This window comes from Paenibacillus oralis (assembly GCF_003863965.1).
Taxonomy (GTDB): Bacteria; Bacillota; Bacilli; order Paenibacillales; family Paenibacillaceae; genus Fontibacillus; species Fontibacillus oralis.
The window spans coordinates 3,227,642-3,246,550 of record NZ_RRCN01000001.1 but is presented as its reverse complement, the minus strand read 5'-3'; the positions used below and the strand labels follow the sequence as shown (position 1 = coordinate 3,246,550).

Annotated in this window: 18 protein-coding genes and 3 pseudogenes; 9 read left to right on the top strand and 12 right to left on the bottom strand. The window is 51.6% G+C overall.

What is annotated here, in order from left to right:
• Nucleotides 1–404 precede the first annotated feature (404 nt).
• Both EHV15_RS14670 and EHV15_RS14665 read left to right on the top strand, forming a co-directional pair.
• Entirely contained in the window at nucleotides 405–1,226 is an 822-nt protein-coding gene (locus EHV15_RS14670) for a methyl-accepting chemotaxis protein (protein WP_128631859.1), read from the top strand.
• A gap of 161 nt (nucleotides 1,227–1,387) precedes the next feature.
• The gene (locus EHV15_RS14665; protein WP_128631858.1) at nucleotides 1,388–1,585 is read left to right on the top strand and encodes a hypothetical protein; all 198 of its coding nucleotides are present in this window, start codon (nucleotides 1,388–1,390) and stop codon (nucleotides 1,583–1,585) included.
• A gap of 126 nt (nucleotides 1,586–1,711) precedes the next feature.
• Here the strand turns inward: EHV15_RS14665 and EHV15_RS14660 are convergent, their stop codons facing one another.
• Nucleotides 1,712–2,461 carry a PIG-L family deacetylase gene (locus EHV15_RS14660; protein WP_128631857.1) on the bottom strand — a complete coding sequence of 250 codons (750 nt, stop codon included), beginning with the start codon at nucleotides 2,459–2,461 and terminating at the stop codon, nucleotides 1,712–1,714.
• Nucleotides 2,458–2,772, bottom strand: a complete 315-nt coding sequence (locus tag EHV15_RS14655) for a DUF1806 family protein (RefSeq protein ID WP_246061567.1) — start codon at nucleotides 2,770–2,772, stop codon at nucleotides 2,458–2,460. Before EHV15_RS14655 ends, EHV15_RS14660 begins: the two co-directional genes overlap by 4 nt.
• Before the next feature lie 248 nt (nucleotides 2,773–3,020).
• On the opposite strand from EHV15_RS14655, the gene EHV15_RS14650 reads away from it, so the two are divergent.
• The gene (locus EHV15_RS14650; protein WP_128631856.1) at nucleotides 3,021–3,938 is read left to right on the top strand and encodes an aldo/keto reductase; all 918 of its coding nucleotides are present in this window, start codon (nucleotides 3,021–3,023) and stop codon (nucleotides 3,936–3,938) included.
• A 114-nt stretch (nucleotides 3,939–4,052) separates the two neighbouring features.
• Here the strand turns inward: EHV15_RS14650 and EHV15_RS14645 are convergent.
• Nucleotides 4,053–4,482 (bottom strand): annotated as a pseudogene (locus EHV15_RS14645) (NUDIX domain-containing protein).
• Between the two features lie 67 nt (nucleotides 4,483–4,549).
• Nucleotides 4,550–6,091 (bottom strand): methyl-accepting chemotaxis protein, encoded by a 1,542-nt coding sequence (locus EHV15_RS14640; RefSeq protein ID WP_246061566.1) that lies wholly within the window; start codon nucleotides 6,089–6,091, stop codon nucleotides 4,550–4,552.
• Between EHV15_RS14640 and EHV15_RS37325 the strand changes: the two genes are divergently transcribed.
• The 4 genes from EHV15_RS37325 (at nucleotide 6,081) to EHV15_RS14625 (ending at nucleotide 8,288) form a co-directional block, all read left to right on the top strand.
• The gene (locus EHV15_RS37325) at nucleotides 6,081–6,263 is read left to right on the top strand and encodes a hypothetical protein (protein ID WP_246061565.1); all 183 of its coding nucleotides are present in this window, start codon (nucleotides 6,081–6,083) and stop codon (nucleotides 6,261–6,263) included. The genes EHV15_RS14640 and EHV15_RS37325 overlap by 11 nt on opposite strands.
• Nucleotides 6,264–6,986: 723 nt before the next feature.
• Complete coding sequence (locus EHV15_RS14635) at nucleotides 6,987–7,172, top strand: hypothetical protein (protein ID WP_128631855.1); 186 nt, start codon at nucleotides 6,987–6,989, stop codon at nucleotides 7,170–7,172.
• Nucleotides 7,173–7,189: 17 nt separating this feature from the next.
• The gene (locus EHV15_RS14630; RefSeq protein ID WP_128631854.1) at nucleotides 7,190–7,438 is read left to right on the top strand and encodes a spore coat protein; all 249 of its coding nucleotides are present in this window, start codon (nucleotides 7,190–7,192) and stop codon (nucleotides 7,436–7,438) included.
• A 175-nt stretch (nucleotides 7,439–7,613) separates the two neighbouring features.
• Nucleotides 7,614–8,288: a stalk domain-containing protein gene (locus tag EHV15_RS14625; RefSeq protein ID WP_128631853.1), complete on the top strand. Its 675-nt coding sequence runs from the start codon at nucleotides 7,614–7,616 to the stop codon at nucleotides 8,286–8,288.
• Nucleotides 8,289–8,362: 74 nt separating this feature from the next.
• Here EHV15_RS14625 and EHV15_RS14620 read toward each other — a convergent pair whose 3' ends face one another.
• From EHV15_RS14620 to EHV15_RS38340, 4 genes are all read right to left on the bottom strand, one after another.
• The gene (locus EHV15_RS14620; protein WP_128631852.1) at nucleotides 8,363–11,455 is read right to left on the bottom strand and encodes an AAA family ATPase; all 3,093 of its coding nucleotides are present in this window, start codon (nucleotides 11,453–11,455) and stop codon (nucleotides 8,363–8,365) included.
• A complete protein-coding gene (locus EHV15_RS14615) occupies nucleotides 11,412–12,608 on the bottom strand; it encodes an exonuclease SbcCD subunit D (RefSeq protein WP_128631851.1) in 1,197 nt (398 codons plus the stop codon). The genes EHV15_RS14620 and EHV15_RS14615 overlap by 44 nt, the downstream gene beginning before the upstream one ends.
• Nucleotides 12,609–13,148: 540 nt before the next feature.
• Nucleotides 13,149–13,433, bottom strand: a complete 285-nt coding sequence (locus EHV15_RS14610) for a DUF6809 family protein (protein WP_128631850.1) — start codon at nucleotides 13,431–13,433, stop codon at nucleotides 13,149–13,151.
• Nucleotides 13,434–14,002: 569 nt separating this feature from the next.
• The gene (locus tag EHV15_RS38340; RefSeq protein WP_425464471.1) at nucleotides 14,003–14,209 is read right to left on the bottom strand and encodes a zinc ribbon domain-containing protein; all 207 of its coding nucleotides are present in this window, start codon (nucleotides 14,207–14,209) and stop codon (nucleotides 14,003–14,005) included.
• Between the two features lie 795 nt (nucleotides 14,210–15,004).
• Here EHV15_RS38340 and EHV15_RS14595 point away from each other — a divergent pair.
• Nucleotides 15,005–15,220: a helix-turn-helix domain-containing protein gene (locus EHV15_RS14595; protein ID WP_128631848.1), complete on the top strand. Its 216-nt coding sequence runs from the start codon at nucleotides 15,005–15,007 to the stop codon at nucleotides 15,218–15,220.
• A 508-nt stretch (nucleotides 15,221–15,728) separates the two neighbouring features.
• On the opposite strand, the gene EHV15_RS14590 is transcribed toward EHV15_RS14595, so the two are convergent.
• The 3 genes and pseudogenes from EHV15_RS14590 to EHV15_RS14585 all read right to left on the bottom strand — a co-directional run.
• Entirely contained in the window at nucleotides 15,729–16,832 is a 1,104-nt protein-coding gene (locus EHV15_RS14590; RefSeq protein WP_128631847.1) for a glycerol dehydrogenase, read from the bottom strand.
• 402 nt (nucleotides 16,833–17,234) lie between these two features.
• Nucleotides 17,235–17,378 carry a hypothetical protein gene (locus EHV15_RS36520; RefSeq protein ID WP_178075856.1) on the bottom strand — a complete coding sequence of 48 codons (144 nt, stop codon included), beginning with the start codon at nucleotides 17,376–17,378 and terminating at the stop codon, nucleotides 17,235–17,237.
• Nucleotides 17,379–17,521: 143 nt separating this feature from the next.
• Nucleotides 17,522–17,851 (bottom strand): annotated as a pseudogene (locus tag EHV15_RS14585) (Fic family protein); the annotation flags it as partial.
• Nucleotides 17,852–17,975: 124 nt separating this feature from the next.
• On the opposite strand from EHV15_RS14585, the gene EHV15_RS14580 reads away from it, so the two are divergent.
• Entirely contained in the window at nucleotides 17,976–18,722 is a 747-nt protein-coding gene (locus EHV15_RS14580) for a GTP pyrophosphokinase (RefSeq protein WP_128631846.1), read from the top strand.
• Between the two features lie 27 nt (nucleotides 18,723–18,749).
• On the opposite strand, the pseudogene EHV15_RS14575 reads toward EHV15_RS14580, so the two are convergent.
• A pseudogene (locus tag EHV15_RS14575) lies at nucleotides 18,750–18,905 on the bottom strand (NAD-binding protein); the annotation flags it as partial.
• Nucleotides 18,906–18,909 lie beyond the last annotated feature (4 nt).

The window sequence follows — 18,909 nt, the reverse complement described above, 5'->3', positions numbered from 1 at the left end:
CATCTGCGAGAAATAGAGGCAATATATGTCGCTATTTTCTCGAATCACAAGGAAATGCCCGCATTCTGAACCCTTCATAGGAAAATAAGGACAAAAAAATCCGCTAATGGGGATAAACATGCTTGGCTTCGGAAAATAAGAACATTAAGTTCCGCTATTTTGAAGGCCGACGGTTCTTCGTCGTTCCAGCCGCCGCCTGCCAAGCGCCGATTTCTAGGTTGAGCCCCAAAAAAAGCCCGGAACTCGCTGCTATAGCGTAAATTCCAGGCTTTCCGCACGGTTTATATACATCGGCACCTACGATTCTATTATCATAAAATTTTAAATTCTATTATTTTAAAAATAATCATCAAATGCCGATATTTTCTTATACGCATCTATATCAGGGGAGGACAAGAACAGACATGGATATTATTGCCGCACTGGTACAAGCCGCACCTTATTTCAAGCAAATTCATTCCCAAGATATTATGATCGGTATTACGGATCGGGAGAATTTTCATTATTACGCTCCCAGCCGGACGCTGGATTTCGGTTTGGTCAAAGGCAGTCCGGTCCCTCCTGAAGATCCGACCCTAATGAATGCCTTGGCCGGACAAAGAACGATCAACCGGCTTCCGGCCGAAATTTACGGTAATCCGGTCATTTCGGCGGGGGTGCCCATTTACGGCCAGGATCAGGAAGTCGTCGGGGCGTTTGCCATCGCGTACACGCTGGAAAACGAACAAAAGCTTGAAGCGTTGATGGAGGAAGTGAACGGGATCACCGGCCATTTGGTCGATATGGTTCAAAACGTGGCGGCCCATTCGGAGGAACTGTCCGCGACGACCGAGCAAATTCTCGAGAACACCCGCAAGACGGTAGAGGATTCGGAGCAAGTCGGCAAAGTGGCCGGTCTTATCCGCGAAATCTCCGACCAAACGAATCTGCTGGGCCTAAACGCCGCCATCGAGGCCGCTCGCGTGGGCGAGCTCGGAGCCGGCTTCGGAGTGGTGGCGAACGAAGTCCGCAAGCTGTCCGTTCACTCTAAAGAGGCGACGCAGAACATCGAAAAATCACTGGTCACCGTACAGCGCTCCATCGAGCAGATGGAAAGGGAAATTCAATCGATTGCCGCCTCCTCCAATGTTCAGGCCGAGCTTGTCAATGATTTCAGCGAGGTCATCGACCGTCTTAACCAGGCCAGCAAGGAAATGGCCGTGTTTATCCAGTCGTTCACGAGGTAGTTTTTCGGGAACCGTAAAAATTTGTCCAACCGTTGATCGTTTTCCTCATACAGAAGACATTTCAGCCGAAACGAAAGCGGGACCATCATAGGTCATGTAGATGACTTATGATGGCCCCGCTCCTTCCTTTTCGGACGATAATCCCTGAGTGAGAACTCGAAATGATCGCCGATCTGCGCGTCTTCGCCAGCTCGACTTGGCAGTTGGATCAACCTGGAAAGCTGCGCTTTGACAGCCAGTTGCTGGAACGGAGAACCGTCGGCCGAGCCTTCAAAATAGCGGTACTTTATGTACTTATTATCCGGAGCGAGGCAGGTTCATCCCCATTAGCGGCATTTTTTGTCCTTATTTTCCTATAAATCGCCCAGAACGCGGGCATTTCCTGGCGATTCGAGAAAATAGCGACATAATTTTCCTCTATTTCTCTCAAAGGGACGGATATTGCTGGAATAACGCCATTTTTTTCCCTTATGTTTATCGCCTTATCAGTAAACGAACAAATCGCCCGGCTTTGCCGCTTCCGCTGCACTTCCGGCACTCCCGGACGCCCCCTGACGGTTCCCTCTGATGAAATATTCATATCGCCCCAACCGCTTAAGCGCCTCTTTGTCCGGTTGCCAAACCCAAGCCTCGATTTCGGACTGGCAGCGATGGTCCCGGAACGCGGCCAGCTTGGCCGGCAGATGGTTTTGCACGTCGATTTTTACGATATCGCTGCGGGTGTAGCCAAAAACCTCCGGCCGCTCCATGGCGTCGCCGAAAGAAATGAAATATAACGCTCCCCGCTCACCGAGCCGCCGGAAGGCCGCCGTTGTCGCCTTGCCGATGGCGCAGTGGTCGGGATGGCCGCCAAGCCGCTCATGAAATGTGAGCACGACGTCCGGCTCGATCTCCTCCATCAATCCGGCGATGCGGCCGATCAACAGCTCCTCGTCGATAAACTCAACCGTTTTATCGCGAATGTCCAAAAACCGCAAATCGCGGATGCCGAGACTGGCGCAGGCGTTTCGCAGTTCCTGTTCCCGGGCCGCGCCCATCGTCTCCCGGTTCAAATACAGGGGATTGCCCATGCGCCGCCCCATTTCGCCACGCGTGGCGCTGACCAGCGTGATTTCCACGCCCTCATGGGCGTATTTGGCTAAAGTTGCCCCGCAAATAAAGCTCTCGTCGTCCGGGTGGGCGAAGACGGCCAGCAGTTTGCGAGTACGTTGTTCTGTCAGATTCGTTTTATTCATTCCGGAAACGGCTCCTTTCCAAGATGCAAGGCGACGTTCATCCGGCCCCGCTCATCATAGCCCGCCAGCAAAAGGCGCCCCAGCTCGTCTACCTCATAATGCGTGAGCTCCTCGATGCGCAGCCAGCCGTGCCTGTCAAACCGCAGCGCGGCCCGGTAAGGACCTTGCCCGGCGATAAAAGCTTCCGTCACACTCACTTTAAAATTGCGTACAAACATATAAGAAGTCGCCTCGCTGTGAACATACGCTACCGCGCCCGCGAAAGCCCGAAGCTCCTTCTCCACTTGCTCTCTGTCGATTGGTTTCATCATCAATGCATTCCTTTGCTGCCGTATTTTTTCGCATACCTGCACGACCTTGCTTTCTTTTTTACAGTACCATTATACTCGTCCCGCCCGGATTAACAATAAACTAAATTGCGGCCGACCTTGAAAACCGCGCCTTCCCTGTGTCAAAATAATGGAGAGCCGGGCTTGCTTGGCACGATCTCATGGTATCGCTTACATATTTTCAAAACCGAGCAGCCCTGCACCTAATCCGCTTTAAGGAGGAATCACGAATGAGAACGATCAAGCTTGGAACGAGCTCGCTGGAAGTGCCGGTCGTGGCCGTCGGCTGCATGCGCATAAATTCTTTGGACAAACCCGCGGCGGAACGTTTTGTGCAAACCGCGCTGGAGGAAGGGGCCAACTTTTTCGATCACGCCGATATTTACGGCGGCGGAGCCTGCGAGGAAATTTTCGCCGAAGCTATCCATATGACGGACGATGTCCGGGAAAAGATCATTTTGCAGTCAAAATGCGGCATTCGCCAGGGAAGCTTTGACTTTTCCAAGGAACATATTTTGGCCTCCGTCGACGGCAGCCTGAAACGGCTGAAAACCGATTATCTTGACGTGCTGCTGCTGCACCGCCCCGACGCCCTCGTGGAGCCGGAGGAAGTCGCCGAAGCGTTCGATCAACTGCAAAGCTCCGGCAAGGTGCGCCATTTCGGTGTTTCCAACCAGAATCCGATGCAGATCCAGCTGCTGAAAAAACACGTCAAACAACCGATCGTGGCCAACCAGCTGCAGCTCAGCATCACCAACGCCACGATGATTTCGAGCGGCATCAACGTCAACATGGAAAACGACTCGGCCGTAAACCGCGACGGCAGCGTGCTCGATTTCTGCCGGCTGCACGACATTACGATTCAGCCTTGGTCGCCGTTCCAATACGGATTTTTCGAAGGCGTGTTCCTGGGAAGCGATAAATTCCCCGAGCTCAATCAAAAAATCGACGAAATCGCCGGCAAATACAGCGTAACCAACACGACCATCGCGATCGCCTGGCTGCTTCGCCATCCGGCGCAGATGCAGCCGGTAACCGGCACGATGAACGCCGAGCGGCTTAAAGATTGCTGCAAAGCGGCCGACATTCGCCTGACCCGCGAGGAATGGTACGAAATTTACCGCGCGGCGGGCAACGTGTTGCCGTAAACCGCACTGCCATAACCAGGGCTGATCGTGTGATATATTAGCGCCAACCGCGACAAAACGGATGCCTCCATAGAAGGAAGCATCCGTTTTGTTATTTTTTCGCCAAAGGCAAAGTCAGCCTTTCTCGCTCCGCTTTTGCAATTGGGCAATCGCCGGTACGGTAAATCGGGCTAAATTGCCGGGAAGCCGGTCCAGCGAAAACCACCGCACCTCCCCGATGGCGCCGCCCTCCTCCATATTGCGCGGTTCTCCGCCCGTCACGGCCACTTCGTATAACGCCGAAACCCAGTGATTTCCCTTCTCCGGCTCGATTAGTTCCGCCGTGCAGAGCAACCCCTTCCACTTCCACGTCGAGGTCGACCTCCTCTTTGATTTCGCGGACGACGCAGGTCTCCATCGTCTCGTACAGGTCCACCTTTCCGCCGGGGATGCTCCAGGTATCTTTTTCCGGCTCCCGGTTTCGCCGCACCAATAAAATTTCGCCCCGCTCGTTTAAAATAACGGCCCCTACGCCCAATCTCGGAACTTCCGGTACAACACTCACCCTATTCCCCGCCTTTCTTTAAACACACTTGTCCATAATTATAAGGCTTAGGGAACGGGTACTCCAATCAAAATTTGAACCGTTCCACCGATTTGCCGAGCTGATCCGCGATGGATTCCAGCCCTTTGGCGGATGCCGATACCTGCTCCATATTGGCCAGCTGCTGCTGTGTGGAGGCCGAAATCTCCTCCGTGGACGCCGTGGACTCCTGGGCAATCGACGACATGCTTTCGATCGTTCCGATCACCTCATTTTTGTCTTCGTTAACCTGGGCAATGCCGTTGACCAGCACCTCGATTTCCTGGGTGATCTGCTGCACCGTGCGATCGATCATGTTGAAAGCTTGCCCGGTTTCCAGGGACGCGGCGTTTGTCCGGTTGATGGCTTCGGCTCCCTGCTGCATGTAGCTTTTGGCGTCGGCCACGGCCGCGCCGACTTCCCGGACCATGTCCTCGATCCCCTGAACCGATCCTCTCGTCTGCTCCGACAAAACCCGGATTTGCTCGGCGACGACGGCAAAACCGCGCCCTTGTTCGCCCGCTCTTGCGCTTTCGATCATCGCGTTCAAGGCGAGCATATTGGTTTGCCCGGCCACCGCTTTGATCACCGCCGCAACTTTCGTAATCGCTGCCGATTTAGTGCTGAGCTCGTTCACCTGTTCTTCGATTTTCACGGTGATCTCCTCATTTTCACGAATGGCCCGCTGCAGCTGCTCCATGCTGTTTATGCTGGTATGGTTAGCCTCCCGCGTCTGTTCAATGCTCGCTTTCATCCGGTCCGCGCGTTCGGTCAGCGCCATAATTTCCGCCGCCAGACGGTTAAGCCGGTCCAGCCCGGCCTGTGAGTTCTCCGCCAAACCGCCGGATCCGGCCGCCAGTTCATCCGCGGCTTTGGAGACTTCTCCGGCCGCAAAAGAGGTTTCATCGATCATAGCGGTAAGATTCCGGGAACTTGCAAATACTTGGTCCGCGTTCTTCTGAATCGTTTCGACCATTCCGCCCAGCGTTTGCCGCATATGAGCCAGATCGGCGGCCATCGCCCCGATCTCATCCTTTCCATGGTGGGTCAATTCCCCGCTGAAATCCCCTTCGGCAAAACCTTTAATCCGCTCTGACATCATGGTGATCGGCCGGATCATTTTTCGCGCCAGGAAGAGTCCGATGCCCGCCGCCAAAACGAAAATAATCAGCGAAAGAACAAGCGTTTCAAGCTGCGCCTCGCGGATTTGCCCGTACATGCTTTTCAGCGATATCCCCACGTTCAACGCTCCTGAAAGCTCCGGACTGAACGTAAAATCGGTAGAAATATTGTATACTTTCTCCCCGCCGGCCGCTTCCAAAATGCGGCCCTGCGTTTCCTGCCGCTCGACGACCGCCGACAGATCGCTGCCGGTGTTGGCGGTCGAAGCTGAAGAGACAGCATCCGCCGCTCCGGCTTCCCCTTCCGTTTGCAGGCTGCTGTCCGAAACGATCACCTGCCCCTTAGCATCGGCAAGCGAGATGTAGACGATATTGCCGCCGCTGTCCTGTTTGATCGTTTGAAACACCTGCTGCAATTCCTGCAAATTCAGCAGCTCATCCTTGACGATTTCCCGTTTGATGTTGGCCACAAGGGTCGTCCCGTCGCTTTTCATTTGGCTGGTCATCGATCTTTGGATTTCCGTATACGACACTAGCGCAAAAGACACGGCGCATACCGCAATCAACGACAGGAGTACGGCAAGTATTTTTCCGGTTAGCGATCTGAAAAACCTGATCCGCCTGGAGGAGTTTATCGGCTGAGGCATGTTCGGCTTAACTGGTCTGCTTCGCTTGTTTAGGTTGTTTGGGTTGTTTGGGTTGTTTGGCCTATCTGTTTCGCTCGGCTTAACTGGCCCGATCATAAAACTCGCCACCTTTTACGATGATTTACACAACATAACTAGATGATTTTGCCAAATTTATCCTAAAGTAGCAACCTTACGCCTAATAGGACTACTAAATTTTAACAATTACCACTAAAATCACAGTGACTATTTTCATAACGTCTATGACTTAAGACACGGAGCGGCGAAACGTTGGCAATAAAAACAGGACTATCTGGGGATGGCAAGTCCGGAGGATGACCAGTAAGCCCCGGGAACGACCTGCAAATACGACCAGCAAGTCCCGAGAACGACCTGCAAATCCCGCGAAATGCAAAAGTGCATGCGGATTTCGTCGAACCCCCTCGAAAATGGCTCCTCAAATGCAAATGTGCAGTTCATTTCCGGTCAAAAGATACTTTTTGATCAAATCGCTCTAAAACAGATGTATTTTTGCATTTCAATCGCTCTAAAGCGGAAATTCGTAGAAAACGGAATGCATTTTTGCATTTGATTCGGCCCAAGCCAACGTTTCGGACGCGAGCAGTCACAATTCATTCACCAAACTCCCCTTTCCTGGAACAGGAAAACACGGCTGCCCGCATATTTGTCCGCAAACGGAAGACAATAACCCGTGAATACCAATGAAAGGAGCAAAAGGATGACCCAAATCAATGAACAGGAGCTGCAGAACCTGCGGCATCTGATCGGCGCCCACGAGACGGAAAACCAAAAAATGCTGACTTACGCGCAGCAATGCACGGATCCGCAGGTGAAGGCTTATTTTCAGAAATCGGCCCAGGACGCGTTAAACACCAAACAACAGCTGATGTCATTTTTGAAATAAGGAGGAATTAGGTCAATATGATGCAAGACAAAGAAATGGTCAACGATGCGCTTTCGATGGTCAAAAGCAGCTTGACGACCTATACCAACGTGATCTCGGAGTGCGCCAATCCCCAGCTGAGATCCACGATTCAGCAAATCAGAAACAACTGTGAAGCATCGCAATACGAGCTGTTTCAGCTCGCCCAATCCAAAGGTTTTTACAAACCGGCGATGATGGCCGACAACCAGGAGATTCAGCAGGTAAAGTCGCAGTTGGGCGGCTGATATCAGGAAATTTACGAACAGAAAAAAGATGGCCTCGGATAACCGCCGAAGTCATCTTTTTCTTTTCGCGCTTACCAAATTACGAATTGAGACTCATTGTTCTCCTCGAAAATCTTGATAATATAATAAATACTGAATTTAAATATTGAATTATTAAGCTGAGGGGAGAACAACAATGAAGAAAAAGTTAATGATTACGTTTTGCGGGGCCATGCTGCTTATGGTTGGAATGAGCCTGGGAGCATTTGGCGCCTCAAAGCTGCAAGAAATCAAAGCCTACCTTAACAGAGACCTTGCGGTAAGGTTTAATGGGGAATTACAGGAGCTAAAGGATGTGAACGGCAATACCGTACTGCCGATTACATACAAAGGGACAACTTACTTGCCTGTAAGAGCGGTTTCGAGCTTGCTTGATGTACCGGTGAACTATGATGGAGCCGCGAAAGAGATCCTGATCGGTGAGATGGCAGGGGTAGCGGTAAAACAAGAGGATTTCAATAAAACATTGTATTCCAAAGATACACGTCAAACTTCGTACAATGGCAAGGATTACAAAGAGGTTCTTTACAGCCCGGCGGGATCGACCATCAAATACACCGCACTAAGCCCGAACGGCAAATATAAAAAGCTGGTTCTACAAATCGCAGCCCTGGAAAAGAACATTGACTCCGTCAGCATTAAAGACAACGATAACAATGCCTTGCTAGCGAATGTCAAGAGCATCTATCCGGACAGCGGAATGAAAAAGATCGAAGTGGATATTACCGGGGTTAAAAATATTTCGATTAGCGTCGAACAATCTTCTGACGGAGGTTTCTTGATCCCTCTTACGACGTCTTATTATCAATAAAATACACGGAACAAAGCAGCCGCCCTCGTTAAGGAAACGAGGGCGGCTGTCTTAAGGGAAGCAGGAACCGCAAATCAGCTGACCACAAAACGCGTGTAGCTGTGGCCTTCTTTTGTTTTCTTGACCTCCAGAATGGCCGGAATCGCCTGCTTCAGCTCCTGGACATGCGAGATGACGCCGATCATCCGCCCCGATTGCTGCAGGTCGATCAGCGTTTCGATCGCCTTGTTGAGCGATTCTTCGTCCAGCGAACCGAAGCCTTCGTCGATGAACATCGTTTCCAGCGAAATCCCGCCTTCGTAGGCTTGAATCACGTCGGCCATGCCGAGCGCGAGGCACAGCGATGCGTTGAATTTTTCCCCGCCGGACAACGTCTTGACGTCGCGCAGCTGGCCCGTGTAATTGTCGAATACGTCAAGGCCAAGGCCGCTCTGTTTCCCGCGCTTCTCCATCCGCTCGCTGCGGACGAGGTAAAATTGGCCGCCGGACATCCGGGCCAGCCGTTCGTTGGCATGGTGGATGATTTTGACCAAAAACTCAATTTGCAAATAACGCTCGAACGAGATTTTTTTGCTGTTTTCCCCGCGTACGACATCATACAGTTCTTTGACCAGCCCATGCTCCCGTTCGGCGTCTTGCCACGTTTGCTCCGCGCGCACAATCTTCTCCTTGCTCTCCTCAGCTTCCTTGCATTGTCTTTCGGCTGTCTGGCACTCCGCCCGCAGCGCTTCCACTTGACGCTCAAGCTCCTGCAGCCGCTGCTCCAGGGAAACCAGATCCCGCCGTTCCTTGCCGGCCAACTGCGCCGTCATTTCCTCAAGCTGTGCCCGATTGGCAGCGACGGCCGTATTGTAGGCTTCGATTCGCTCCTTCAGCGCCAGGCGTTCGGCATCCCCCATTTTTACGGCTTTATACTCTGCCTCGGTGGCAAAACCGGCCTGGCTCAAAGCTTCGGCATAACTTTGCCGGGCTTTCTCCCGCTGCGCCCGTGCATCCGTTAGCTGGCTCTCCGCGTGGCTGCGGTTTTCCTGGGCCTTGATGTTCTGTCCGCTTGCTTCCTGATACCGCTGCTGGGCTTCCTGCCAGGCCGATTCCAGCCGGCTTTTGTGCTGCTCCGCCTGCCGAATCCGCTCTTCCAGCTGATTCAGGCTGCGCGCATCCTCGGGCAATGCCGTGAGCGCCTGATCGAACAGCGCCTTCTCCCGGGCGTAGCTTGTCTTCTTTTCCTGATAGGCATGATCGGCCTGCTCTTTGCGAATCCGCAGCTCCTCCAGCCGCTGATCCACAGCTTCCAGCCCCTTGCGTTGCTCCAGAAGCCCGGCATGTTGCTCCTTGAGCGTTTTTTCCTCGTCAGCCAGCGCTTTCCCTTCCTTCACCAGCTCGTCAAAAATATGGCGGATATCGGAAGGATCAAATCCGTGTTCCCGCACCTCCTGCAGGCGCTCGTCCATTTGCCGCCGCGTTGCGGCGAGTTCCGCCTGCGCTTGCAGGTAGGCTTTTTCGGCATCCGATTTGTCGCGGCGCAGCCGGTCGAGCGCTTCTTTGTCCGGCGCATCTCCCGAGGCCGCCGCCTTATGGGGATGATGAACGCTGCCGCACACCGGGCAAGCCTCGCCGTTCTGCAAAAGGCTTGCCAGCAGGCCCGCCTGCCCTTCCATCCAGCGCTCCTCCATCGCCGTATACAGCTCGTTGGCATGATCGTAAGCCGCTTTTGCCGATTGTTCGGCCTGAAGTTCTTTTTTCGCTTTTTCGGACAGCTTCAAATAATCCTGCACGATCTGGGCCTGCTGCCTAAGAACCGCCAATCTCGCGGACTTATCCGGCAAAGAAGCGACCCGCTCTTCGATTTCTTTGACCCGGGCCCCTTTGGCGGACCGCTCCGTCCTTAGCTGCTCTAACTCGCGCTGAACTTGCTCCGTCTGCTTGGACAGCTTCTCGGCTTCCGCGGCCAGCGCGGCGACAAGTTGCTGCTTGCTGTCGAGTTGTTTGACCGTCGGCAGGTAGCCCTGCAGCCGGTCAAGCTCGCGCAAAGCCTGCTCCCTGTCCGCCTTTCTGCCTTCCTCCTCGGCATACAGGGCCGCCGCCGTCTCCAGCAGCTGCTTGGCCGCCTCGCTTTGGGCCAGGGCCGTTTCCAGCAGCTTTTCTTTGCGCGCCAAATCGTCCGCCGCCTCAAAGTCGTGCCGTTCATACACCTGCAAATGCACGGCCTGCTCCGCCCGCTTAAGACGGGCCGCTTTTTCCCGGTATTCCGGCTCCTGTTCGGCCAACTGCTGCCAGGCTGCAGCTTTCTGCTCAAGGAGGTCAAACTGCTCGTTGATGCTTTTGGCCTGATGATACAACGCGGTCTGCCGCTGCTGCTCGGCCGTTTCCCGCTCCAGCAGCTGCTTTTTCTCGTTCGTCTGCCCGGCGTAATAGGCGATTTCCTGATCCAGCGCCTCAAGCACTTGATGGGTATTGTAATATTCCTGGCGGAAAACGTTGTAAAGCGCAGAGCTTTCGCGCCCGCCCAAAGCGCTTTTGACCTGCTCTATGTACAAATCCCGCGTCTTTTGCAGACTTTGGCCAATTTGCTGCATTTCCTTGCGCTTTTCGTTGAGGTGGTCGGCGACGTGCTTGTACAGTCCGGTCTTGAAAATCCGCCGCAAAATCTCCTCTTTATTTTCCGTTTCCGAAGTGAGCAGCTTGCGGAATTCTCCCTGCGGCAGCATAACGATCTGAATGAACTGTTCTTTGGTCAAGCCGATGAGCTCGCGGATCTTTTGGTCGATTTGCGAAACGATCTGGCGGTCGGTCAGCGCAACTTCTTCACCATGCACCAATTCATACAGCTCGTACCGGTCGCCTGTCGCCACCTTGTTGCCCGCTTTGACGTGAGCAAGCTGCCGGTACACCCGGTATACGCGTCCTTTCAGCTCGAACTCGAAATCGACCGAGGTGTACACCTGATCATCCGCGAAGTGGCTGCGCAGCATTTTGCTGTCGCTCCTGTCCTCCCCGCTGGCGCTGCCGTACAAGGCAAAACAGATCGCGTCGAAAATCGAGGTTTTACCTGCCCCGGTATTCCCGGATACCACAAACAGACGCTGCTCCGACAGCACGGAGAAATCGATGACTTCCGTATCTTTATACGGCCCGAATGCCGTCATCGTCAGCTTCAATGGCTTCATCCCGTTCCCCTTCCTTCAAAACGATTTCCTGCAAGGTTTCGGCAAACAGCCGTTCCGTTTCCGCGGAAGGCTCGTCGCCCGTAACTTCCTGGTAAAAAGCCCTGAACAAAGAATACCCGTCCATTTGCGCACGTCCCTGGGTTTCCTGCAGATCTCCCGTCAGGCTGCGGATCGCCTGTTTCCGCTCCACGTGCATGGCGTTCGGATACACCGAGCGCACCCGCTCCATTGGCGCAAGCACCAGCGCCTCGTCCAGCAGACGCACAAACACGTAATCTTCGTTGACGGGATGGCGTTCGATATCGGCGATCAGCCCTTCCACCGTGCGCATATCGCGCCTTGGGAGAAGCGACCGCTGCTCCACTCGTACCTGCCCTGTACCATCCAGCTCGACGATCAAATATCCTTTCCGGTGATGCTCCTCGGAAATCGAATACTTTAGCGGCGAACCCGCATAACGGACCGTTTCGTCGCCGACATGATGCGCCTGATGCAAATGCCCCAACGCCGTATAATGAAATCCGGCAAAATGCCGGGCGCTCACATGCTCGGCTCCGCCAATGGCCAGCGGCCGCTCCGAATCGCTGGTGTTCGCTTCCGGCTCCCCGTGCGGCGTCACGAAGGCATGTCCCACCAATACATGTCTCGCGACCGGGTCCATCGTCCGCTTGATCGCGTCCGTGATGACCCGCATCGCGTCATCATGGGTGCGGACTTCCTGGTCGCCGAACGTTTGCCGCACTTTGCCGGGTTCGGTATAAGGGACGAGATGGAAATGAACTTCTCCATACTCGTCGCGAAGCACCACCGGTTCGAGCTGGGCGGACAGCACCCCCGCAATATGTAATCCCGACGCCCTCATGATGCGATGACCGAAATCCAGCCGCGTCGGGCTGTCATGATTCCCGGCCACCGCCAGCACCGGCACCTTGAGCCGCAGCACGATGCTCTCCAGCAGATCGTCCAGCAATTGCACGGCCTCCGTCGGCGGAACCGCCCGATCGTACAAGTCGCCCGCAATGATCACCACATCCGGCCGCTCCGCTTCAATGTCTTTTATAAACTGCTTCAATACGTGCCTCTGATCCTCCGTCATATATACGCCCTGCACCAGCTTCCCCAGATGCCAGTCCGCCGTGTGAAAAATTTTCATCAGCTTCCGACCATCCTTTCTCTTCTATGACCAAAACACGATTCTAGTGTATTTATACCTCGTCGGTTTCTATTTTCGTCTAAACAACTCTATTATATCAGAAGAATCTAGCTCAAAATGCTCCAAATAACCCGCGGTTCCCACGCCCCGACCGCTCCAAATACCCCGTGGTTCCCACGCCCGGCCGCTCCAAATGCAAAAGTGCAGTTGAAATAAGCTAAAATCGGTAAATTTGCCCAATGAAATGCAAAAGTGCAGTTGAAAACGGGGTTTGGAGACAAATTTGATCAAAATGGTAAAAATCGCCTGCACTTTTGCATTTGAACCCGCATAAATGGCCTGATTGGGGCCGAATGAACTGCACTTTTGCACTTCGTTCGCTTGCGGGGCAACGTGAGGAGATGGATACTTCAGACTAGTTATATGAATTAACCGAAAAAAGCCCGTGCGGCTAAGCACGGACTTTCTAAGGACTTTCTAAGGACTTCCCGCGGATTTACGTTGGTGCAATCTCGGCGTATCTAATAATCGTTATCTACACTACAATCCAAGCCCATCCTTAGCCGAATACACATCGATCATCATCAGCGTCCCCAATTGAAATCCGTTAACAAAAGAAGCTGCGGCTAATAACGATTCCGATTTGCGGCGTAAATCAAACATATCCTCAAGCTGCTTAAACTCATTAGGCGAAAGTTTTTCTTTCCACATTTGTATGGCCTCGGATAGCTTTCGATTTACGGCTCGGTACTCGGGATCTGCCGGAACAATCGATGCCTCCGGGCGGATTTCACCGCAGTATAAGGCTTCTAGCATACTTTTCATTTTCATCTTCCTTTCGTGTGGGATCGCGGCGCCTTGAAAGAAAGACATGCACATGATAAATTTAAGGTGCAGTCTGTCGTCCAGACAGCTCGCGTTGTGGAAGTGGCGAATTCTTTAGAGGGGTGAGCCACTTCCCTTTCTTATGCATGGTCGTCCAGTTTCTCGATGCCCCGTCTCATAGCCTCATTTCTGGTCACCTTATGCTTTGCGGCATAACGTTCGAGGATGTCATTGTGCCTCTTATCAAGCCGCACCGTAAGACGGATTTCTTTCGGATTTTCCGAAAAAGGACGCCCTATTTTCTTGTTGGTGATCAGTCTCACCTCCTAAAATTTGTTTTTGCTGACATAAATATAATAATATAATGTCTGCCAAAAAGTAAAGGTATATATTAATTTGTCACCGAAATATCTCTTTTATTGTCATGTTCTATCTTAGAGGAACTGTCAACTACTCATGACTAAAGTCACGAGCTTGTAACTGCCCGGAAGTGCATGGGCAAAAAGTCTCCTTCCTTAACATGGCGTTACTATAGGCAGGTTGACATCTGCCCCATTGTATAAGAATACCTATACAATCCCTTCAGTGATGTACTTCATTCCAATACGCTGAAGATTCACGGCGGCCACTCGATCATCATTTGAGCTATACCCGCATTTTTTACATTTGAAGTGATGCTTCTTCTTGTCCCGGTTCCCTTTATTTTTATGTTCGCACTTTGGGCAGGTCTGTGAGGTGTACTTGGGATCTACTGCAATCACTTTTCGGTCGACCATGGAAGAACGTACACTTGCCCTGCGAATCATAACTGGTGGCGATAAAGTTGATCCCAAGATCAATACCAACGACTTGATGGATGGCTCCTGTTTCGATTTCGGAGATTTCTTGGGATACTGGAATATGGAGGAAAAACTTCCCCTTCTTGTGGACCAACTTTGCAGTGCCGTAGGACCAAGATCCATCAAAGTAAGAATCCATACCTTTCGTTATGTAGGGTACTTTGATCCGACCAAACAGCGTGTTGATGGAGATGATTTGTTCGGAGAGCGAATAGTCCCTATTCCACACCAGGTCGTACTCGGATTTCTTGAAAAGGATGCATTTCCAAGGGGTCGATACATCATGTTGTGGAGTAGAGTCTTGGAGAGGATTTTGTCTTTATGTATAAGTAGAGACAAGTGGTTGCTCGAAAAGTATTGCGCAATTCTCTCTCCGGTCGCAAATGGCCCAGTCCGTTATGAGAACCGTCATCGCCAGATATAAGTCGTTACTCAGCAGCAGCACATAGAGTTTGCCGTAACCAATCCGCTTGTTGTTCATTAGGCAGTATTTTCACTTTCGCTGTTAAAGTAAGTTTCAAACCTGTCACCACACTTCAAAAGGTGAAGTCAATACAAGAAAGCAACATCTATCTCATTCTATTGTACCAAACATTTGTTCCCATTTAAAGTGAAAGTAATGTCTTTGCAATATTTTGAAGGGAGGAAGTAAAGGAATATAGCTTGTCAGTGAGGTGGAAACTACACAAATTCCTCTCATGACTTAAGTCTCGAGTATCCTTTACATTATTAATGAAAATTCGTATACGCTTACGGGAAATCCTTGCCAAACGGAATATTTCACAAAGACAATTCGCCCTGTCGATGAATATGCGGATTGCGACTATCAATCATCTCTGTTCCGATTCGGTGGACAGGGTCTATATTCGCACGCTGGAGCAGATTTGCAATGCTTTGAATATTACGGTCGATCAACTGATCGTGTCCGTGGATGAGAATGATCAATAGAGACTGTCCATTGGGCTGGCGGCAAAGGTCCGTAAAATGATAAAGTCCTCAAACCGATCCAACGGGTTAGAGGACTTTATATATGATAGCTAACGCAACGCAGGTTTTCCTTTACGGCTTTACAATCCGGGTTGTCAGGACGTTCAAGGCATCGCGGACTTCCCTGGCATATTGCGAACTCTCGAAGCGGTACAGACGCCGTTAATAACTTGAGGTGTTGCACCAAGGATTGCCGCAAACTTACGGCAAAGCGGACTTGGACTTGGACTTACTGCCATTAAACTCAACTCCCTCATATAAAGTGGTCATTAACCTCACAATATATGAGACATAAGAGTCTATTTCTTGGATAAATAGACAAGGAAGATAGTACATTTCCGGCCGGAGCGAGCTCTGGCCGGATGAATTATGATATTTTTCCGTCGGCCTAAAAATGGAGTCCAAAGAAAAAAGCGAAGGTGCACGGCTTGCATGCACTTTCGCTTTTGGGATCGCTGGATCAAAGGGTTTACGCCGATGCCACCTGGTTGCTCAACACATCAACCGCCAAGATGGCGTTGGCTACTTGCTCGGCGGTAATTTCGTTCGACAGATTCACCATCGTTTCATTTGGCTGCGTGGCGGCTTGGCCCACTTTCAGCAGTTCCTCAAAAGTCACATGTTCCAGGTGCAGTTCCTTCAAGGTTGTCGGAAGACCCAGTTCCTGGTAAAAGTCGATATACTTGATGATCTCCGCCTCAGGATGCAGTTCCAGCACCAGTTGAACCAGCGTGCCGTAGGCTACTTTTTCGCCGTGGGTCAAGTGATGGATATCGCCCGATAACACCGTAAATCCGTTGTGAATTGCGTGGGCCGCCGCCAAACCGCCGCTTTCGAAACCGAGGCCGGACAGCAGGGTGTTCGCTTCGACAACCGCCTCCACATGCCGGGTGACCAGTCCTTTTTGCACGGCTTGATAAGCGGGGATTCCGTACTTGAACAGCGTTTCTTCGCAGGCTTGGGCAATCGCTTGCGCGGCAATGCTCGTTTTACCGCCGGACATGGCGGTACCGTTGCTTTTTACCGTGGCGCGCACTTCAATCCATGTCGCCATCGCGTCGGCGATCCCCGAAGCGAACAGGCGGGCGGGCGCTTTAGCCACAACGGCGGTGTCGACCAGGACCAAGTCGGGATTTTTATGGTAAAACCGGTAGGACTCGAATACGCCTGCATCGCTATAGATTACGGACAAAGCGCTTGTAGGCGCATCGGTCGACGCCGTGGTCGGAACGATCACCACTTTGGATTTCAGTTCGTCGGAAACGGCCTTGGCCGTGTCCAGCGTTTTGCCGCCGCCGACGCCGATGACGAAATCGACGGATTGCGACTGCCCCTCCTGGGCGATACGGTTGACTTCATTGCTAGAAGCTTCGCCGTTAAAAGAAACGAAATGAAACTCCTTGCCCTCCGAAGACAAGCTTTGCTTGATCACGTCCCCGGTAATGCCCCAAACCACCTCATCGGCGATGATCAGCGGTTTACGGCCCAGCTCTTTAATGTGTTTACCCAGTTCCTTGAGCGCTCCTGCGCCCTGAATGTATTTGCCCGGTGAGATAAAAACGATGTTTGCCATTGCGATCACTCCTTACATGGTTTTTGTCCATATTCGGTTATAACATGTGCCAAACATTCTACATTATGCCAAATTTATCATGCTAAATTTATTATACCAAACTTTTATTTAAAGTTCGTGTTCAAAAAGTCAGGTTTTCAGGACCGAAGCTTTTGCTTACGATGTGCGTTTTTTCAAAACGCTTTAGGTCGGATGAAGCTAGGGACTGAGTAGCGGAGCTAAACGTTTTCGGAGAAAACGGCTTCGGAAGCATATGCTCGTGAGCCTACGTGAGCAACTGAAATGTTTCCGCAGGAAACATGCTTCGGAAGCATACGCTAGGCCCGGCTGAATTCAAGATTCGACGTCGAACCCGCTTCATGAACGACTTCGTCATGGAAAGATGACTTTTTGAACAACCTCTTAAACGTGGTATTTCTCGATCGGCTGGTTTAACACCCATTCCAGTATCTCAATCTGGGCTTGTACAACAGGGTCATTGGCTCTTTTGGCCGACAGTTGTTTTAATTCATAGAGTTTGCGCTTGATTTGGTCTTCCGTTCTCATGATATTTCCCCCTTTTGCAGTGGGCCTGATGTAATTATTTCACCGTACCGATGTATCTGCGCAAGCTGTCCTCCACGCATCCGGAGACCAGCTCCACAAACGGCTCGAGATCGCCATGAACGCTGGCTGTTTCAAGGGCCTCCATCGATATTTTTTAAGATGAGTTGATGAAGCGACTTGAGTACAAATTCCGAAAGCTCCGTTTCGCGCTGCACAATATCTTCGACATAGTCGATAGCTTCGGAGTGATTGATTACCTCAAAATGCTCGCGCAGCTTTTTGCCGCCGATTGTTAACCCTTCCTCAAGCACGAGCTTCGTTGCCAAGAGGGTAAGCGTGTTGCCTTCCATCGCATTCGAGTTGTACGTCCATTCTATCCGATAGACCTCGTCCAGATTTTTGACGGCCGCCGGCGGCAATGGCCGAACTGCGTCCAGCTCTTTTTTTAATTGATCGATGTTGTCTAAGCGCATATCACCCCTCCTTAACTATATTTACCATTATAGCATCCCCCTTTCTGGAATCTACCTTCTCCTCTGCGGTATAATAAACTTACTGAATTATTTTCAGACTTCTTGGCAAAAAAGGACGGTAAACATGACCGATATTTCTTTACCCCTGGAACAAATGAAAGCCTTACAGAAAAAGCTGACCCGTTTTATGATGATGTATAAATTCGCTTTGCAAGAGCTGGAGACGAAAATCGAGATCTTGCAGGAAGAATTCCAGATGCTGCACGACTACAATCCGATCGAGCATACGAAATCGCGCCTCAAATCCCCGGAGAGCATTATGAAAAAGATATACCGCAAAGGCGGTCCGCTCTCCCTGGACGGCATCAAAAGCAGTATCCACGATATCGCCGGCATCCGGATCACCTGCTCCTTCATTTCGGACATTTACCGGATCAGCCAAATGCTGCAAAACCAGAAGGATTTAAACGTGTTGTCGATCAAGGATTACATCAAACACCCGAAATCCAATGGCTACAAAAGTTTGCACATGCTGGTCGAGGTTCCCGTGTTCATGTCGGACGGCGAAGAGCCGGTGTGCGTGGAAATCCAGATCCGCACGATCGCCATGGATTTCTGGGCCAGTCTGGAGCACAAAATTTTTTACAAATACAATGAGTCCGTCCCAGAGCGGCTGCTTCAGGATTTAAAAAAAGCCGCCGACACCGCGTACGAGTTGGACATCAAAATGGAGCAGCTGCAGCGGGAAATGGAGGAGATCAAGCTAGCCAATCAGGCCGCAGCAGCAGGCGAATTTCAGCTGATGATCGACGACCGCAAGATCAATATTCCCGAGAATTTGCTCAGGCTGTTGTCGGGAGAGCAAGACTGATTGATCCGGCCGCTGCCCCGCGGGGCATTATAACCCGAGATAATACTTGAACAGCGCTTGCGTGCCTTTATCCTCATAACCCTGGTCCGCAAGCTGTTTGTAGAGCGATTCGGCCAGCGCCAGCCCCGGGGTATTCAGCCCCATCTCTTTGGCTGACTCCAATGCGATGCCCATATCCTTGATGGGC

What these genes read in the sequence shown, in the direction of transcription:
- EHV15_RS38340 (WP_425464471.1), bottom strand. Translation starts at nt 14,209, where the DNA reads ATGGTCGACCGAAAAGTGATTGCAGTAGATCCCAAGTACACCTCACAG.
- EHV15_RS14615 (WP_128631851.1), bottom strand. Translation starts at nt 12,608, where the DNA reads ATGAAAATTTTTCACACGGCGGACTGGCATCTGGGGAAGCTGGTGCAG.
- EHV15_RS14650 (WP_128631856.1), top strand. Translation starts at nt 3,021, where the DNA reads ATGAGAACGATCAAGCTTGGAACGAGCTCGCTGGAAGTGCCGGTCGTG.
- EHV15_RS14660 (WP_128631857.1), bottom strand. Translation starts at nt 2,461, where the DNA reads ATGAATAAAACGAATCTGACAGAACAACGTACTCGCAAACTGCTGGCC.
- EHV15_RS37325 (WP_246061565.1), top strand. Translation starts at nt 6,081, where the DNA reads ATGTTGGCCACAAGGGTCGTCCCGTCGCTTTTCATTTGGCTGGTCATC.
- EHV15_RS14655 (WP_246061567.1), bottom strand. Translation starts at nt 2,772, where the DNA reads ATGATGAAACCAATCGACAGAGAGCAAGTGGAGAAGGAGCTTCGGGCT.
- EHV15_RS14595 (WP_128631848.1), top strand. Translation starts at nt 15,005, where the DNA reads ATGAAAATTCGTATACGCTTACGGGAAATCCTTGCCAAACGGAATATT.
- EHV15_RS14665 (WP_128631858.1), top strand. Translation starts at nt 1,388, where the DNA reads ATGATCGCCGATCTGCGCGTCTTCGCCAGCTCGACTTGGCAGTTGGAT.
- EHV15_RS14635 (WP_128631855.1), top strand. Translation starts at nt 6,987, where the DNA reads ATGACCCAAATCAATGAACAGGAGCTGCAGAACCTGCGGCATCTGATC.
- EHV15_RS36520 (WP_178075856.1), bottom strand. Translation starts at nt 17,378, where the DNA reads ATGAGAACGGAAGACCAAATCAAGCGCAAACTCTATGAATTAAAACAA.
- EHV15_RS14670 (WP_128631859.1), top strand. Translation starts at nt 405, where the DNA reads ATGGATATTATTGCCGCACTGGTACAAGCCGCACCTTATTTCAAGCAA.
- EHV15_RS14620 (WP_128631852.1), bottom strand. Translation starts at nt 11,455, where the DNA reads ATGAAGCCATTGAAGCTGACGATGACGGCATTCGGGCCGTATAAAGAT.
- EHV15_RS14610 (WP_128631850.1), bottom strand. Translation starts at nt 13,433, where the DNA reads ATGAAAAGTATGCTAGAAGCCTTATACTGCGGTGAAATCCGCCCGGAG.
- EHV15_RS14590 (WP_128631847.1), bottom strand. Translation starts at nt 16,832, where the DNA reads ATGGCAAACATCGTTTTTATCTCACCGGGCAAATACATTCAGGGCGCA.
- EHV15_RS14625 (WP_128631853.1), top strand. Translation starts at nt 7,614, where the DNA reads ATGAAGAAAAAGTTAATGATTACGTTTTGCGGGGCCATGCTGCTTATG.
- EHV15_RS14630 (WP_128631854.1), top strand. Translation starts at nt 7,190, where the DNA reads ATGATGCAAGACAAAGAAATGGTCAACGATGCGCTTTCGATGGTCAAA.
- EHV15_RS14580 (WP_128631846.1), top strand. Translation starts at nt 17,976, where the DNA reads ATGACCGATATTTCTTTACCCCTGGAACAAATGAAAGCCTTACAGAAA.